5 protein-coding genes are annotated in these 16,736 nt (G+C 75.9%); 2 read left to right on the top strand and 3 right to left on the bottom strand.

Annotated elements, in window-relative coordinates; all coding sequences use genetic code 11:
* Positions 1-143 precede the first annotated feature (143 nt).
* The 3 genes from FRAAL_RS01570 to FRAAL_RS34455 all read right to left on the bottom strand — a co-directional run bounded on the left by FRAAL_RS01570 (position 144) and on the right by FRAAL_RS34455 (position 5,491).
* Positions 144-2,012, bottom strand: coding sequence for an MDR family MFS transporter (locus tag FRAAL_RS01570; protein ID WP_011601610.1), 1,869 nt, complete (start codon positions 2,010-2,012; stop codon positions 144-146).
* Between the two features lie 279 nt (positions 2,013-2,291).
* Complete coding sequence (locus FRAAL_RS01560; RefSeq protein WP_011601609.1) at positions 2,292-4,292, bottom strand: ABC transporter ATP-binding protein; 2,001 nt, start codon at positions 4,290-4,292, stop codon at positions 2,292-2,294.
* Between the two features lie 713 nt (positions 4,293-5,005).
* Positions 5,006-5,491, bottom strand: a complete 486-nt coding sequence (locus tag FRAAL_RS34455) for a hypothetical protein (RefSeq protein ID WP_231861454.1) — start codon at positions 5,489-5,491, stop codon at positions 5,006-5,008.
* Here FRAAL_RS34455 and FRAAL_RS34450 point away from each other — a divergent pair.
* Together FRAAL_RS34450 and FRAAL_RS34105 are read left to right on the top strand one after the other, a co-directional pair.
* Entirely contained in the window at positions 5,484-6,248 is a 765-nt protein-coding gene (locus FRAAL_RS34450) for a Kelch repeat-containing protein (protein ID WP_231861453.1), read from the top strand. The genes FRAAL_RS34455 and FRAAL_RS34450 overlap by 8 nt on opposite strands.
* Positions 6,249-6,630: 382 nt before the next feature.
* Entirely contained in the window at positions 6,631-16,731 is a 10,101-nt protein-coding gene (locus FRAAL_RS34105) for a type I polyketide synthase (protein ID WP_011601606.1), read from the top strand.
* Positions 16,732-16,736 lie beyond the last annotated feature (5 nt).

Here is a 16,736-nt window from a genome sequence, read left to right as displayed (position 1 = left end):
CTGGACTCGATCCCGGCGGCGCACCTCGAGCACTGGTAGTCGGCGAATGCCGGCCGCACGTACGACGGGCATCCGTGATCCGTGATGATGACAGGGCCGCGGGTGGCCGCCCGTAAGGCGCCGCCTCCGACATGTGCGGCCCTCTAGCCGCCGACGCGCGGCCCAGGGGCTTCAGCGTTCCCCGCCTCCGCCGCAGCCGTCTCCTGGGCGGCTGCGGCCTCGCTCTGGCGGGCATTCTGGCCCGTGGCGTCCGCCGACGGGTCCGGCGCGGCGGCCGCGCTCGGCGCGGGGGTGCCCGGACCTGCGGGTGCCTCCCCGGGCGCGTCCGGCTGGTCGGCGAAGGCCGCGCCGGTCTCCCGCAGCGGCACCTCCTTGAGCAGCAGGGACAGCACGAAGGCGATGACCAGCACGGCGGCGCCGACCAGGAAGGCGACCGTGATCGCCTCGGTGAAGCCGGACTTGAACGGGTGGGTCAGCACCGGGTCGAGGCCGCCCAGGAACGAGGTGTCGTTGAGGCTGCCCGAGCCGCCCGAGGACGCCGATCCGAGCACCTTGAGCTGGTCGGGATGGCTGCGTGCGGCCGCGTCGAACGCCGCAGTGCCCCGCGCGTCCGCGTAGGCGGAGGTGATCCGGGAGCCGACGATCGAGTACACGATCGACAGGAACACCGCCACGCCGAGGGTGCCGCCGAGCTGCCGGAAGAACGTCGTCGAGGACGTCGCCACGCCGATGTCCCGCGGCGGCACGGCGTTCTGCATCGCCAGGACGATCGTCTGCATGTTCAGGCCGAGGCCGGCGCCGACGACGAACATCGCCAGGTCGACGTAGACGAGGCTGCTGTCGGCCGACAGCCGCCACAGCAGCAGCATCCCGACGACGAGCAGCGCGGAGCCGATCACGGGCAGGATCTTGTAGCGGCCGGTCCGCGAGGTGATCTGCCCCGCGACGAGCGAGAGCAGCATGATGCCCAGGACCAGGGGGAGGGTGAGCAGGCCGGCCTTGGTCGGCGAGTTCCCCTTGACGAGCTGGAGGTAGAGGGGGAGCAAGGTGATCCCGCCGAACATGCCGATTCCGATGATCGCCGACTGGGCGGAGCCGACGGCGAACACCCCGTTGCGGAACAGCCGGGGCGGCAGCAGGGCATCGTCCTTCGCGCGCCGCTCCGCGACCACGAACGCGGCGATGCCGACCAGCCCGATCGCGTAGCAAACCAGCGAGGAGCCCGCGCCCCAGCCCCACTCGCGGCCCTGCTCGGCGACGATGAGCAGCGGCACCAGGGCGACGATCAGTGTGAGGGCGCCGGGATAGTCGATCCGGTGCTCGCGGCGCTCGTGGGAGATGTGCAGGACCCGCGCGACGACGACGAGCGCGCCGATGCCGATCGGCACGTTGATCAGGAAGATCCACCGCCAGCCGGCGACGCCGAGCAGCGTGTCCTGGCCGGCCAGCGCGCCGCCGACGACGGGCCCGAGGACGCTGGACGTGCCGAACACCGCCATGAAGTAGCCCTGGTACTTCGCCCGTTCCCGCGGCGGGATGATGTCCCCGACGATCGCCAGGGCGAGCGAGAACAGGCCGCCCGCCCCGATGCCCTGCACCGCCCGGAACGCGGCGAGCATGTACATCGACGTCGCGAAGGTACACAGCGCCGAGCCGGTGATGAACACGGCGATCGCGAACAGGAAGAACGGCTTGCGCCCGTAGAGGTCGGACAGCTTGCCGTACAGCGGGGTGGCGATCGTCGAGGTGATCAGGAAGGCGGTGGTGACCCACGCCTGTGCGGTCAGCCCGTGCAGGCTCTCGCCGATCCGGTAGATCGCCGTGGAGACGACCGTCTGGTCCAGTGCCGCGAGGAACATCCCCAGCAGCAGGCCGGAGAGGATGACCATGATCTGGCGGTGCGTGTAGCCGCCCTGGGCGGTGGGCCCGGCGGCGTTCGGGCCACCGGCGTTCGGGCCACCGGCGGCGTCCGAGCCACCGGTGGCAGTGGCTTTCCCGGCAGTGGAGGTCATGCGGGTGTCTCCTCTCGACCTGCCGGTCGCGGTCCGGGTCGGCGGGTGCCACGACGGCGCCGGCCGCACCGGATCCACTACCGGAATGCTCCTCCCGCAGGCGTTAAACCACGTTCCGCCCACGACGCTTCAGGCCATCCTGCCCCCCGCGGCGCCCACCGTCCCGCGACCCGGCGCCGGCCGGCCGCGGCGGGCCGGCCCGCCGGCCTCGTCGATGCCGTCGATCCCATCGATCCCGTCGATCCCGTCGATGCCGTCGATCTCGCCGGTCCCGCCCGGTCAGACGGTGCTCGGCCGGTAGAGGCGGGCGTAGGCGCCGCCGTCGGCGAGTAGGTCGCGGTGGGTGCCGTCCTCGACGACGCGGCCGTGGTCCATGACGTAGATGCGGTCGGCGTCGATCACCGTCGAGAGCCGGTGGGCGATCACCAGGCAGGTCCGGCCGACGGCGAGCCGGTCCAGCGCCGTGCGCACCGCGGCCTCGGAGACCGTGTCCAGCGCGGACGTCGCCTCGTCGAGAACCAGCACCCGCGGCGACTGCAGCAGGACGCGGGCGATGGCGAGCCGCTGGCGCTCGCCGCCGGACAGCCGGTAGCCCCGCGCGCCCACGCGGGTCGCCAACCCCTCGGGCAGCCGGTCGAGCAGGGCGGACAGGCTGGCCGCGTCGAGGGCGGCCCGCAGCTCGTCGTCGGTCGCGTCCAGCCGGCCGTAGCGCAGGTTCGCCGCGATCGTGTCGTGGAACAGGTGCGGGTCCTGCGGGACCACGCCGATCGCCGCGTGCAGCCGGGCCGGCGGGATCGCGTCGAGTGGGACGCCGCCGAGCAGGACCCGGCCCCGCTGCGGGCGGTGCACACCGCTGGCGAGGTAGGCGATCGTCGTCTTGCCCGCGCCGCTGGCGCCGACGACGGCAGTGGTCGTCCCGGCCGCGACGCGCAGCGTCACGCCGCGCAGGTTCCAGGACGGATCGTCGGGGCCGGGATGATCGCCCGCCGCGGCGCCCACCGCACGCGCGGGCCCCGGCACAGCCTGGTCGTAGGCGAACCACACCTCGTCGAGGGCCAGGTCGAGGCCCACCGGCGCCGCGTCCGCGCCGACGCGCGGGTCCAGGTCCAGGTCCAGCGGCCGGGGCACGGCGAGGGCGGGAGCGGGCCGGGACCGCCGGCCCGCTCCCGCCAGAAGATCGCCCGCCGCGGCGGGCGCCTGCCCCGCGAGGACTGCCGGCGATCCGGCGGCCATCGTTGCGGCCTCGTCCTCGGGCACGTCGAGCAGGGCGAAGATCCGCCGGAAGGACGCCCCGGCGCCGGCCAGCTCGGAGCGCAGATCGACCGCAGTGGACAGCGGGCCGAACGACACCAGCAGCGCGCCACCGAGGGCGGCGACCGTGCCGAGCGTCGTCCGCTCCGACGAGACCAGCCAGGCGCCGAGGGTGACCACGGCGGTCATCGTCGCGACGATGCCGAGACTGACGAGGAAACGGACCCGGGAGGTCAGCCGAGCCTGTTCCCGGGCGGCGGCGAGCAGCTCGGCGCCGGCCGCGTCGAACCGTTCCCGCTCGTAGTCGACCCGGTCGAACAGCCGCACATGCAGCGCCCCGGACACCGACGCGGTGTCGGACACCTGGGCCATGAGCTGGCCTTCGAGCTCGCGCTGGCGCTGCGACAGCGCGGCCAGGCGACGCCGCCCGGACCGGATGATCACCAGGGTGGCCGGGGCGAACACCATCACCGCGAGACTGAGCCGCCAGTCCAGCACGAAGACGACGGCGGTGCCGACGACGATGTCCGCCAGCCGGCAGATCACCGCCTGCACGGTCGCCGAGATCGCGTTCTGGGCGGCCAGGACATCCGACGACATCACCGTCATCACCTCGCCCTGCTGGCTGCGGGGGAAGAAGGCGAACGGCAGCCGCTGCAGGTGGGCGTTGACGGTCTGGCGGATGCGCACGGAGACGACCCCGCCGAGCCGGGCGATGAGCGCCATCCGCAGGGACAGCACGGTCGACTCGAACACCAGCACCGCGCACAGCAGCAGCACGGGGACGGCGAGATCGCGCACCCGGCCGGTCGGCAGCGAGGTGTCGATGAGGTGGCGCAGGATGAACGGCCCCGCGGCGACCGCGGCCGATCCGAGCACGGACAGGCCGACGAGGGCGGCCACGACCCGCCCCTGGTCGGCGAAGAAGCGCTCGCTGCGCCGGGCCTCGGCCGCACCCGTCAGCCGGGCGAGTGCGCGGGCGTGCAGGACGGTCACTCTCGACGGGACCGGCGGCGGCTGGCTGGGCACGGGAAGAGGCTATGCGGCCCCGGGCCGCAGTCCCGAGGCGGCGGGTGGCGGGTGGCGGGGTGGCGGGGGCCGCGAGGCGGCCTCGGGTGGCGAGCCTCGGGTGGCGGGGGGCCGCGAGGTGGCCTCGCCGCAACCACCCACAGCGGGAAGCTTACGTTCCGAAGCAGAGGGAACACATTCCGTACCTGTTCTGTGCGCGGGACGCCCCTGCCCACCCGGCCGGTCCCCACGGCCACCACAGGCCCGGCCAGCCGGTCGCTCGGGCCGTCCGGCCCCGCGACGCCATCCATCCATGCACCCATCCACGCCATCCACCCGTCGGTGGGGTCCGCGGACGTGGGCCTGAAGAGGGGGGAACCCATGAGTTGGTCCCGCACGTCACGTCGGTGCCCACCACGCGCCTTCGTCCTGGCCGCCACCCTGACGGCGGCGCTCGCCTCGCCCGGCCTGCTCGGCACGAGCGCCGCCGCGACACCGACCGGCGCCCCGGGCGGCCCGACGCCGACGGGCAGCCCAGCCACCGCGAGTGCCGCCACGCCGAGCTCCGGCGCTTCGAGCCCCACCGCCACCAGCTCCGCCGCGTCGAGCCCCGCGGGCGGCGGCTGCCCGGCCTACCCGTCGACGGCCGGCCCGCTGGGAAGCTGGGAGACCATCACCGCGCTACCCGACCCCCGCGCCCACCTCGCCGCCACCACCGGCTGCGACGGTCGGATCTACGCGATCGGCGGCCAGGCGACCGCCGGGGCCGCGGGCGGCGCCGGCGGCGCGTCGGGTTCGGCCACCGGCTCGCCCTCCCAGAGCGCCTCCCCGTCGAGCACCTCCGCCTCCCCGACCTCGACCTCGACCTCGACCCGGGCAGGGTCGCCGACCGCATCGCCCACGTCGCCCGCGGGCGGTCCGACCACCACCTCGACGATCATCCCGGGCGCGTTGACCGGCGATCCGACGTTCGGCCCGTTGTCCAACGCGCCGAACGCGCCCGGCGACAGCGGCGCACCGTCCGCCACCGACTCGCCCACCGGCACCTCCTCACCGACCGACGAGTCGTCGGTGACGCCGAGCACCTCGTCGTCGGCCACGCCGAGCACCTCGTCGTCGGCCACACCGAGCGGCTCGTCGTCGGCCACACCGAGCGGGTCGCCGACCGGCACCGGCTCGCCGAGTGGGGCGCCCGGCGCGGCCGTCGCCCCGGTGGGCACCGTCCAGGTCTTCGATCCGAGCAGGAACGCCTGGACGGGCGCGGCCGACCTGCCGACCCCGCGGACGCATCTCGCCGCCGCGACCGGCACCGACGGCCGGATCTACGCGATCGGTGGCCGTTCCGGTGCCGCGAACGACCCGACGGACACCGTCGAGGTCTACACGCCGTCCAGTAACACCTGGACGAGCGGGACGGCGCTGCCGAAGCCGATGGGTGAGCCGCGGGCGGCCCGCGCGACCGACGGGAAGATCTACGTCCTCGACGGCGACACGCTGGCAGTCTACGACCCCGACGCCGCGAGCTGGACCACGGCGGACGCACCGCCGACCCCCGTCACGGCGCCGGTCCTCACCGCCCTGCCCGACGGCCGCATCCTCGCCGCCGGCGGCAGCGCGGCGGGCGGCGGCTCGGCCGGCCGAGCCTCGTCCGGCGTGTACGCCTACACACCCGGCACGGGTGGCAGCGGATCCTGGACCCAGGTGTCCGACCTGCCGACCGGGGTGACCCAGGCCGCCGGCGCCACCGGGCCGGACGGGCGGGTGTACGTCGTCGGCGGCCGGGACGCGGGCGGTGACGTCACCGACGCGGTGCAGGTCTACTCCCCGGACGACGACCAGTGGACCGCCGGCCCCACGGGTGCTGCGTCCAAGCGGGCGGACGCCGCCGCGACCACCGGCGGTGACGGCCGGGTGTACGTGCTGGGCGGCACGGCCGGCGGTGGCGCGCTGGACACGGTGGGGGCCCTGAGCGGTTAGGGTTCCCAACCCGTCTGCACGGGGCGGTCGGCAGGGCGCCGACCGCCCCGTCCGTGCCTCTCGATCGACCCCGCACCGCGAGCCGCCACCGGCGGCGGCCGGGTGCGGGCGCGCGGTACCGGTACCGGTACGCGGAAAGTCAGATGCGGTGGCAAGGAAATATCGGCCAACAGGCCCTTCGGCGATCATTTTTTCGGCGCCGCCGAAGCCATTTTCGCAACAGCCCGGAAATCGTCTCGGCCGCTCCCCGGAAAATACCTTTAGCGGATCTAAAGGCAGTTGTTAGTACGTGCTCCTACGCTGGCAGGCGTTCCCGAGAAATGTGCCGTCCGAGGGCGGCGCGTCGGGGGTCTGAACGTTCACGACGAGGAGCGCCCCAGCGATGAGCAGTGGATCAGCCGTGTCCGCGAACGCTGACGACACCCCCCGGGGAGCGGGAGACCCGATTGCGGTGGTGGGGCTGGCGTGCCGACTGCCCTCGGCGCCCGACCCGGCGGCGTTCTGGCGCCTGCTGCGCGCCGGCGGCGACGCGGTCGACCGCGGCCCGACTGTTCCCCGCCGGCTCGGCGCCGCCTTCGGAGCCCACCTCGACGACGTCTACGGGTTCGAGCCGGAGTTCTTCGGCATCGCGCCGCGGGAGGCCGCGCAGCTCGATCCGCAGCAACGGCTGGTGCTGGAACTCGCCTGGGAGGCGGTCGAGGAGGCCGGCCTGCGCCCGGAGACGCTGGCCGGCAGCCTCACCGGGGTCTTCGTCGGCGCGATCACGAGCGACTACGCCACCCGGGTGCTGCGCGCCGGCCCGGGCGCCGTCACCCGGCACACCCTCACCGGGCAGAGCCGGGGGATCATCGCGAACCGGGTCTCCTACACCCTGGACCTGCACGGCCCGAGCCTGACGGTGGACGCCGCCCAGGCGTCGTCGCTGGTGGCCGTGCATCTCGCGGCGGACAGCCTGCGCCGGGGCGAGTGCGACCTCGCGCTCGCCGGCGGCGTGCAGCTCAACCTGGTGCCGGACAGCACCGAGACCGCCGCCCGGTTCGGCGCACTGTCCCCGGACGGCCGCTGCTACACCTTCGACGCGCGGGCGAGCGGATACGTCCGCGGCGAGGGCGGCGGCATCGTGCTGCTCAAGCGGCTCTCGTCCGCCCTCGCGGACGGCGACACGATCCACGCGGTGATCCGCGGCGGCGCGGTCAACAGCGACGGCGCCACCGACGGGCTGACCCTGCCCAGCGCGGACGCCCAGGAGCGGGTCCTGCGCCAGGCCGCGCGGGCGGCGGGCGTCGACACCCGTGACATCCAGTACGTGGAGCTGCACGGGACGGGCACGCCGGTCGGGGACCCGATCGAGGCCGCCGCGCTGGGACGCGCATTCGGTGCCGGACGGGCCGCCGACGCGCCGCTGCACGTCGGCTCGGCGAAGACGAACGTCGGTCATCTCGAGGGTGCCAGCGGCATCGTCGGCCTGCTCAAGACGGTGCTTGCGATCTCGCGCCGGGAGCTGCCGCCGAGCCTCCACTTCGCCACCCCCAACCCCGACATCGCGTTCGACGAGCTGCGGCTGCGGGTGCAGACCGACCACGGCACCTGGCCGGCCGGCGACCGGCCGCTGATCGCCGGCGTGAGCTCGTTCGGCATGGGCGGGACGAACTGCCACCTCATCCTCGCCGAGCCCCCGCCGGCCGAGACCGCGCCGGCCAGACTGGCGTCGACCGAGACGCCGCCGACCGAGACGCCGCCGACCACAGCGCCGGGCCGGCCCGCCGCCGACGACGAGGCGGCGGCGCAGGCGTTGCCGTGGCCCGTGTCGGGCCGCGACGAGGCCGCGCTGCGCGCGCAGGCCGGGCGGCTGCACGACCGGCTGACCGACCACGAGCCGCCGGCGTTCGACCCGGTGGACGTCGGCCATTCCCTGGCCACCACCCGCACGGCCTTCGAGCGGCGGGCGGTCGTGATCGCCACCAGCCCGGCGCAGTTCCTCACCGCCCTGCGCCGGCTGCGCGACGGCGAGCAGGACGCCGCGCTCGTCACGGGCCCGCCCGACGGAGCCGCCGACCGCGGCGGGGTGGTGCTCGTCCTGCCCGGACAGGGGTCGCAGTGGGCCGGCATGGCCCGCGAGCTGCTCGCGACCTCGCCGGTGTTCGCGGAGCGGATCGCCGCCTGCGCCGAGGCGCTCGCCCCCCACGTCGACTGGTCGCTGCCCGACGTGCTCGCCGGGGCCGCGGGTGCGCCGCCGCTGGATCGGGTGGACGTGGTGCAACCGGCGCTGTTCGCCGTGATGACGGCGCTGGCGGCGGTGTGGCGCTCGTACGGGGTGCGGCCCGACGCGGTGATCGGGCACTCCCAGGGCGAGATCACCGCCGCGCATCTGGCCGGGGCGCTGACGCTGGCCGACGCGGCGGCCGTGGTGGCCCGGCGCAGCCGGGTGCTGGCGGAGCTCGCCGGGACCGGGGCGATGGCGTCGATCCCGCTGCCGGCGGCGGCCGTGCTCGAACGCCTCGGCGGCCCGGACGCCGTGCTGGCGGTGGCGGCGGTGAACGGCCCGTCGTCGACCGTCGTCTCCGGCGACCCGGCCGCGCTGGACGCGCTCATCGCCGGCTACGCCGCGGACGGCGTGGACGTGCGGCGCATCCCGGTGGACTACGCCTCGCACTCGCCGCAGGTGGCGGCCGTCGAGGCGCCGCTGCTGGACCTGCTGGCCGGCATCACGCCGCGCTCGGGCGACGTCGCGTTCTACTCGACGGTCACGGGCGAGGCGGTGGACACGTCCCGGCTCGACGCCGGCTACTGGTACGCGAACCTGCGCGGGACGGTGCGCTTCGATGCGGCGGTGCGCGCCGCGCTGGCCGCCGGCCACCGGACGTTCATCGAGGTCAGCCCGCATCCGGTGCTGACCGGCGGCATCCGGGCGATCGTCGAGGACGCGGCGCGTTCGGCCGCGGGCGGTGGCGCGGGACCGGCCGCGGTGGTCGGGACACTGCGCCGGGACGACGGTGGGCTCGACCGCTTCCTCCGCTCGCTGGCGGAGGTCCACGTCGCCGGTGGCACGGTGAACCTGGCGGCGGCCTATCCGGCGCGGGCGCGGCGCGTCGCGCTGCCCACCTACCCGTTCCAGCGCCGGACCTTCGAGGTGGACGCACCCGACGGCCCCGCGCTTAACGGCACCACTCCGAACGGCACCACTCCGAACGGCAGCACCCCGAACGGCAGCCCCCCGAACGGCACCGTCGCGCCGATCGGTGTGGGACCGAGTGGTGCGGAGACGGCCGCGGCCGCGGCGGATTCGGCGGCGAGCGACGCGGTCCCGAGCTCCGCGCTCGCCCGACGGATGGCCGGGCTGCCCGCGCCGGAGGCCGACCGGGTGCTGCTCGACGTGATCGGCGCGAGCCTGACGATCGTGCTGGGCCACGCCGCCGGCAGCGTGCAGGCCGAGCGGACCTTCGCCGACCTCGGGTTCGACTCGGTGAGCGCCGTGGAGTTCCGCGACCGGCTGGCGGCGGCGACCGGGGTCGCGCTGCCGACCACGCTGACCTTCGACTACCCGACCCCGCGACGCCTCGCCGGGTACCTGCGCGCGGCGCTGACCGGCACCGACCGGCCGGCGGCGGTCGGCGAGGCGCCCGGCCCGCACGGTCCGGTCCGCTCGGGCGACGAACCCATCGCGATCGTGGCGGCCGCGGGCCGCTGGCCGGGCGGCGCGCGCTCGCCGGAGCAGCTCTGGGAGCTGCTGGACGCGCGGGTGGACGCGATCGGGCCGTTCCCGACCGACCGCGGCTGGGACCTCACCGCCCTGCACGATCCGGACCTCACCCGGCCGGGCACCTCCTACACCCGCCACGGCGGCTTCCTGCCCGACGCCGCCGAGTTCGACGCGGACTTCTTCGGGATCTCCCCGCGGGAGGCGACCGCGATGGACCCCCAGCAGCGGCTGCTGCTGGAGACGTCCTGGGAGGCCCTGGAGCGGGCCGGGATCGACCCGGACGCGCTGCGGGGCACCGCCACCGGCGTGTTCGCGGGCGTCACCCCGCACGACTACGGCCCGCGGCTCGTCGAGGCGCCCGAGGGCTACGGGGGCTACGTGCTCACCGGCAGCCTGACCTCGGTCGTCTCCGGCCGGGTGGCCTACACCCTGGGGTTGGAGGGCCCGGCGGTGACGGTGGACACCGCCTGCTCGTCGTCGCTGGTCGCGATCCACCTGGCCGCCCAGGCGCTGCGCGGCGGGGAATGTTCCCTGGCCCTGGCCGGCGGGGTCACCGTCATGCCGACACCGGGCATGTTCACCGAGTTCTCCCGCCAGCGCGGCCTGGCCCCGGACGGACGGTGCAAGCCGTTCGCCGCCGCCGCCGACGGCACCGCCTGGGCCGAGGGCGTCGGCGTGGTGGTGCTGGAACGGCTGTCCGACGCCCGCCGGCTGGGCCACCACGTGCTCGCGGTGGTCCGCGGCAGCGCGGTGAACTCCGACGGCGCCTCCAACGGGCTGACGGCGCCGAACGGGCCGTCCCAGCAACGGGTCATCCGCGCCGCGCTGACCGCCGCGGGCCTCCGACCCGCCGACGTCGACGCCGTCGAGGCCCACGGCACCGGCACCACCCTCGGCGACCCCATCGAAGCCCAGGCCATCCTCGCCACCTACGGCACCGACCGCCCCGCCGACCGCCCCCTGCGACTCGGCAGCCTCAAGTCCAACATCGGTCACACCCAGGCCGCCGCCGGGGTCACCGGCGTGATCAAGCTGGTCGAGGCACTGCGGCACGGCCGCCTGCCCGCGACACTGCACGTCGACGCGCCGACCCCCCACGTCGACTGGTCCGCCGGCACCGTCACCCTGCTCACCGAACCCGCCGACTGGCCCACCACCCCCGGCCGACCCCGGCGCGCCGCCGTCTCCGCCTTCGGCATCAGCGGCACCAACGCCCACCTCATCCTCGAACAGGCCCCCGAGGACGTCGCCGAGCCCGAGCCCGCTCCACCGGCCGAAGATCGACCGGCCGAAGATCGGCCGGCCGACGGCGAACCGGCCGAGGCCGCCACCACCGGTGCCGACGCGCTGCCCTGGGTGCTCTCCGCGCACTCGGAGTCGGCGCTGCGGGCACAGGCGGCGCAGCTCGCCGAGCACGTCGCCGCCTCGGCCGGGGAGGCGGACCGCCCCTCGGCGGCGGACGTCGGCCACGCCCTGGCCACCACCCGGGCCCTGCTCGCGCATCGGGCGGTCGTCGTCGGCGACGGCCCGGAGCAGCACCGCGCCGGACTGCTGGCGCTCGCCGCCGGGGACTCGGCGGCACACGTCGTCGTCGGCGTCGCCGGGCCGGCGGGCCGCACCGCGTTGCTGTTCACCGGGCAGGGCAGCCAGCGCGCCGGTGCCGGGCGGGAGCTGTACGCCGCGTCGCGCGTCTTCGCCGCCGCGCTCGACGAGGTCACCGCGCATCTCGACGGCGCGGTCGGCCGGTCCGTCGGCGAGCTCATGTTCGCCGAGCCCGGGTCGGCCGCGGCCGAGGAGCTGGACGCCACCGCCATCACCCAGCCCGCGCTGTTCGCCCTCGAGGTCGCGCTGTACCGGCTGGCGGAGTCCTACGGGCTGCGGCCCGACTACCTGATCGGCCACTCCGTCGGCGAGCTGACCGCGGCTCACCTTGCTGGCGTGCTGTCCCTGCCGGACGCGGCCACGCTGGTCGCCGCGCGGGGCCGGATCATGCAGAGCGTGCCCGCGACCGGCGCGATGGCCGCACTGGAGGGCACCGAGGAGGAGATCGGCCGGCTGCTCGCCGACGCGGCCGGGACCATCGGCATCGCGGCGGTCAACGGGCCGCGTTCGGTGGTCGTCTCCGGCGATCGCGACGCCGTCGACGAGATCGGCCGACGCTGGCGCGACGCCGGCCACCGGGTGCGCGGCCTGCGGGTCAGCCACGCGTTCCACTCCGGCCACCTGGACCCGGTCCTCGCCGAGTACCGCGAGGTCGTCGCCGGCGTGACGCTGCACCCGCCGACGATCCCCGTCATCTCGAACGTCACGGGACGGGTGGCGACCGACGCCGAGCTGACCGACCCCGACTACTGGGTGCGCCACCTGCGGGGCACGGTCCGCTTCCACGACGGGATCCGCACGCTGGCCGACCTGGGCATCACCACCTACGTGGAGCTGGGCCCCGACGCGGTGCTCTCCGCCCTGGCGGAACAGGCCCTGGCGGAACCCGGTTCCGCGGAACCGCCTCTCACCGAACCGGTCGTCAACGAGTCGGCCGTCAACGAACCGGTCGTCAACGAGTCGGCCGTCCACGGCGCCGTGCCGGCATCGGACGCGGCTGTCGGCCCGGCGCCCAGAGTCGTCGCGCTGCTGCGCGCGAACCGTCCGGAGGTCCGCTCGTTCACCACCGCGTTGGCCCGGCTGCACGTCGACGGGGTCGCCGTCGACTGGTCGGCGGCGTTCAACGGCCGCCGGCCGCGCCACACGGACCTGCCCACCTATCCCTTCCAGCGGCAGCGCTACTGGCTGGACGCACCGACCCGCACGGCGGACCGCGCAGGCCTCGGCACGGGCGCGGGCGGCCCGCAGCACCCGGTGCTCACCGGCGCGGTGGAACTGGCCGACGGCGGCCTGGTGCTGACCGGCCGGCTGGACCCGGCCGCGCTGCCCTGGCTGGCCGACCACGCCGTGCGCGACACGGTGCTGCTGCCGGGAACCGCGTTGCTGGACCTCGTGCTGAGCGCGGCCCGGCACTGCGGCGCCCACCGGGTGGAGGAGCTCGCGCTCACCGCCCCGCTGGCCCTGTCCGCAGCCGGGACGCTCGACGTCCAGGTTCTGGTCGCACCGGTCGATCCGGCCGGCGGCGGCGGGCCCGACGGGGTCGAGCGCCGGGCGGTCACCGTCCACGCCCGTCCCGTCGCCGACCAGACCGACCCGCCGGGCCCGTGGCAGCGACACGCCACCGGCTTCCTGCGCACGGACGACGGCGCCGCAGCGGACGACCGCGGTGGGGCGGACGACCGCGGTGGGGCATGGCCGCAGCCGGATGCGGTCTCGATCGACGTCTCGGGCCTGTACCCGCGGCTGGCCGGCGACGGCTACCAGTACGGACCGGCCTTCCGCGGCCTGCGGGCGGCCTGGCGGCAGGGCGACGACGTGCTCGCCGAGGTCACGCTGCCGGACGCGGCCGGCGCGCGGGATCGGTTCGAGGTGCATCCAGCCCTGCTGGACGCGGCGCTGCACGCCGTCGTCGGGCTGCTGCCCGGTCCCGACGCCGACCCTGGGCGCATCCGGCTGCCGTTCGCCTGGCAGGACGTGACGCTCGCCGCGCGCGGCGCCTCGTCGCTTCGGGTGCGGGTCTCCCCGACCGGCCCGGACACGGTGCGGCTGGCCGTTGACGATGCGGCCGGCGAGCCGGTGGCGAGGATCGGCGGGCTGAGCCTGCGCCCCGTCGCCACGCAGGTGTTGGCCGACGCGGGCCGGGCGGTCGCCGGCCGTGGCGCGGGCGACGCGATGTTCCGGCTGGACTGGCAGGTGGTGCCCCCGGCCGCGGACCTGGCGGACCTGGCCGACCTGGCCGACCTGGCCGACCTGGCCGACCTGCCGAGCCTGGCGGACCTGCCGAGCCTGGCGGACCTGGCCGACCTGGCCGCGCTGCGCGCGGAGATCGACGCGGGCGGCCACGTGCCGGCCCTGGTCATCCATCGGTCTGCCGCGGTCGGGCCGACCGGGACAGCACCCGTCGAGTCTCCCACGGACGAGGAGGCCGATCCGGTGCCGGCGGCGCATGCCACGGTCCGGGCGGCCCTGCACCTGCTGCAGGACTGGCTGGGCGACGAGCGGTTCAGCGGATCCCGCCTGGTGATCCTCACCGAGCGGGCCGTCGCGACGGGTCCCGGGGAGGACGTCGCCGACCTCGCCGCGGCCGGCGTCTGGGGACTCGTCCGCAGTGCGCGGACGGAGAACCCCGACCGGGTGGCGCTGCTCGACGTCGACGGCCGCGCCTCCTCCCGCGACGCCGTCCGCGCCGCGCTCGCCCTGCTCGCCGCGCGGCCCGCCGAGCACAGCGAGCTCGCGGTGCGCGACGGGGAGATCCGCGTGCCGGTGCTGGCCCCGCTCGGCACGCAGCCGGCGCTGCTCCCGCCGGCCGGCACCGACGTCTGGCGGCTCGACGTGACCGCCGCCGGCTCACTGGACAACCTCGCCCTGCTGCCCGAGCCGGCGGCGCAGCGTCCGCTGGCGCCCGGCGAGGTCCGCCTCGCGCTGCGGGCCGCCGGGCTGAACTTCCGGGACGTGCTGATCGGCCTGGGGATGTATCCCGGCGGGGCACGCATCGGCGCCGAGGGTGCGGGCATCGTGGTCGAGGTCGGCGCGCAGGTGTCGGACCTGGCGCCCGGCGACCGGGTGATGGGCCTGGTCCAGGGCACGCTCGGCCCGCTGGCGGTCACCGATCGCCGGCTGCTGACGGCGATCCCGCCGGGCTGGTCGTTCAGCCAGGCCGCCGGCGTCCCCGTCGCCTTCCTCACCGCCTACCACGGCCTGGCCGGTCTGGCCCGGCTGCGTCCCGGCGAGTCGCTGCTGGTGCACGCCGCCACCGGCGGGGTGGGGCAGGCGGCGGTGCAGCTCGCCCGGCACTGGGGCGTCGAGGTGTTCGGCACCGCGAGCCCGGCGAAGTGGCCGGTGCTGCGCGGGCAGGGGCTCGACGACACCCACATCGCGTCGTCGCGCACCCTCGACTTCGCCGACAGCATCCGCGCGGCGACCGACGGACGCGGGGTCGACGCCGTGCTCAACTCGCTGGCCGGGCCGTTCACCGACGCGTCGCTGCGGCTGCTGGCGCCGGGCGGGCGGTTCGTCGAGATGGGCAAGACCGACCTGCGGGACCCGGCGGCCGTCGCCGCGGACCTCGACGGCGGCTCCTACCAGGCGTTCGACCTGTTCGAGGTGGATCCGGCCCGCATCGGCGAGATGCTCGCCGTCCTCGCGGACCTGTTCACCCGGGGGGCGCTGAGCCCGCTGCCGACGACGAGCTGGGACGTCCGGCACGCGCCGCAGGCGCTGCGCCAGCTCAGCCTGGCCCGGCACACCGGCAAGCTGGTGCTGACGCTGCCCGCGCCGCTCGACCCGGCGGGCACGGTGCTGATCACCGGCACCGGCGCCCTCGCCGCGCTCGCCGCCCGCCGGCTGGTTACCCACCACGGCGTGCGGCACCTGGTGCTGGCCAGCCGCGGCGGCCCGGCCAGCCCGGACGCCGAGGCCGTGCGGGCCGTGCTCGCCGAGGCGGGTGCGACGGCCACCGTCGTCGCCGCCGACGTCGCCGACCCCGACGACGTGCGCCGGCTCGTCGCGGCGGTGCCGGCCGACCATCCGCTCACCGCCGTCGTGCACACCGCGGGGGTCCTCGCCGACGGGGTGGTGACCTCGCTCGACGACCCGACGATGGACCGGGTGCTGCGCCCGAAGGTGGACGGCGCCTGGCTGCTGCACCGGGCCACCGCCGGGCTGGACCTGGCCGCGTTCGTGCTGTTCTCCTCGGTCGCCGGGCTGCTCGGCAACGGCGGGCAGGGCAACTACGCCGCAGCGAACGCGTTCGCCGACGCCCTGGCCCACCACCGCCGCGCGGCCGGGCTGCCGGCCGTGTCGCTGGCCTGGGGACACTGGGCGCAGGCCGGGGGGATGGCGGGGCAGCTCGCCCCGGCCGACCTGGCACGGCTGGCGCGCACCGGCATCGCGCCGATGTCCACCGCGCAGGGGCTCGCCCTGTTCGATCTGGCCATCGGAGGGGGAACAGCCGCGGGCGCGCAACCGCTGCTGGTCCCGGCGCGGCTGGATCCGGCCGGCGCCGCCCGACCGGCCGGCGGCGGGCTGCTGCGCGGGCTGGTCCACGTGCCGTCGCAGCGCTCCACCGCCGGCGCGGGCGGGGCCGTGGGCGCCGGTGCGGCCGGTGCGGCAACCCCGGCCGGCGCGGCCGGCACACCGCCGGCGGACCGGGCCGCGGCCCTCGTCGAGCGGCTGCGCGGGCAGGGCCCCGACGAGCAGCGCCGGGCGCTGCTCACCCTGGTCCGCACCACCGCGGCCGAGATCCTCGGCCACGCCTCGGCGGCGGCGATCCGGCCGGATCGCGGCTTCCTGGAGTCGGCCTTCGACTCGCTGAGCGCGATTGAGCTGCGCAACAGGCTCGCCCGGGAGACCGGCGTGCACCTGCCGACGACACTGCTGTTCGACCACCCCACGCCGGCGATCCTGGCCGCCCACCTGCGAGACACCCTGTTCGCAGACAGCCGGTCCCCTGACAGCCCGTCCACGGACAGCCGGTCCACGGACAGCCGAGCCGCGGACAGCCGAGCCGCGGATGGCCGGGCCCCAGGCGAAGGGGTCCCGGACAGGCAGCCCCTCGACGAGCGGCTCGCACTCGTCGACCTGGCCGACGAGGCCGACGCGGCACTGCTGAGCGAGCAGATCGCCGGCGCCACCGACGACGAGATCTTCGACTTCATCGACCGGGAGCTCGGCATCTCGTGAGCCGC

This window comes from Frankia alni ACN14a, from assembly GCF_000058485.1.
Classification (GTDB): Bacteria; Actinomycetota; Actinomycetes; order Frankiales; family Frankiaceae; genus Frankia; species Frankia alni.
This window is presented reverse-complemented; position numbering and strand designations above follow the sequence as displayed.

Coding starts and splice junctions, on each gene's coding strand:
- FRAAL_RS01570 (WP_011601610.1), bottom strand. CDS start 2,012: ATGACCTCCACTGCCGGGAAAGCCACTGCCACCGGTGGCTCGGACGCC.
- FRAAL_RS34105 (WP_011601606.1), top strand. CDS start 6,631: ATGAGCAGTGGATCAGCCGTGTCCGCGAACGCTGACGACACCCCCCGG.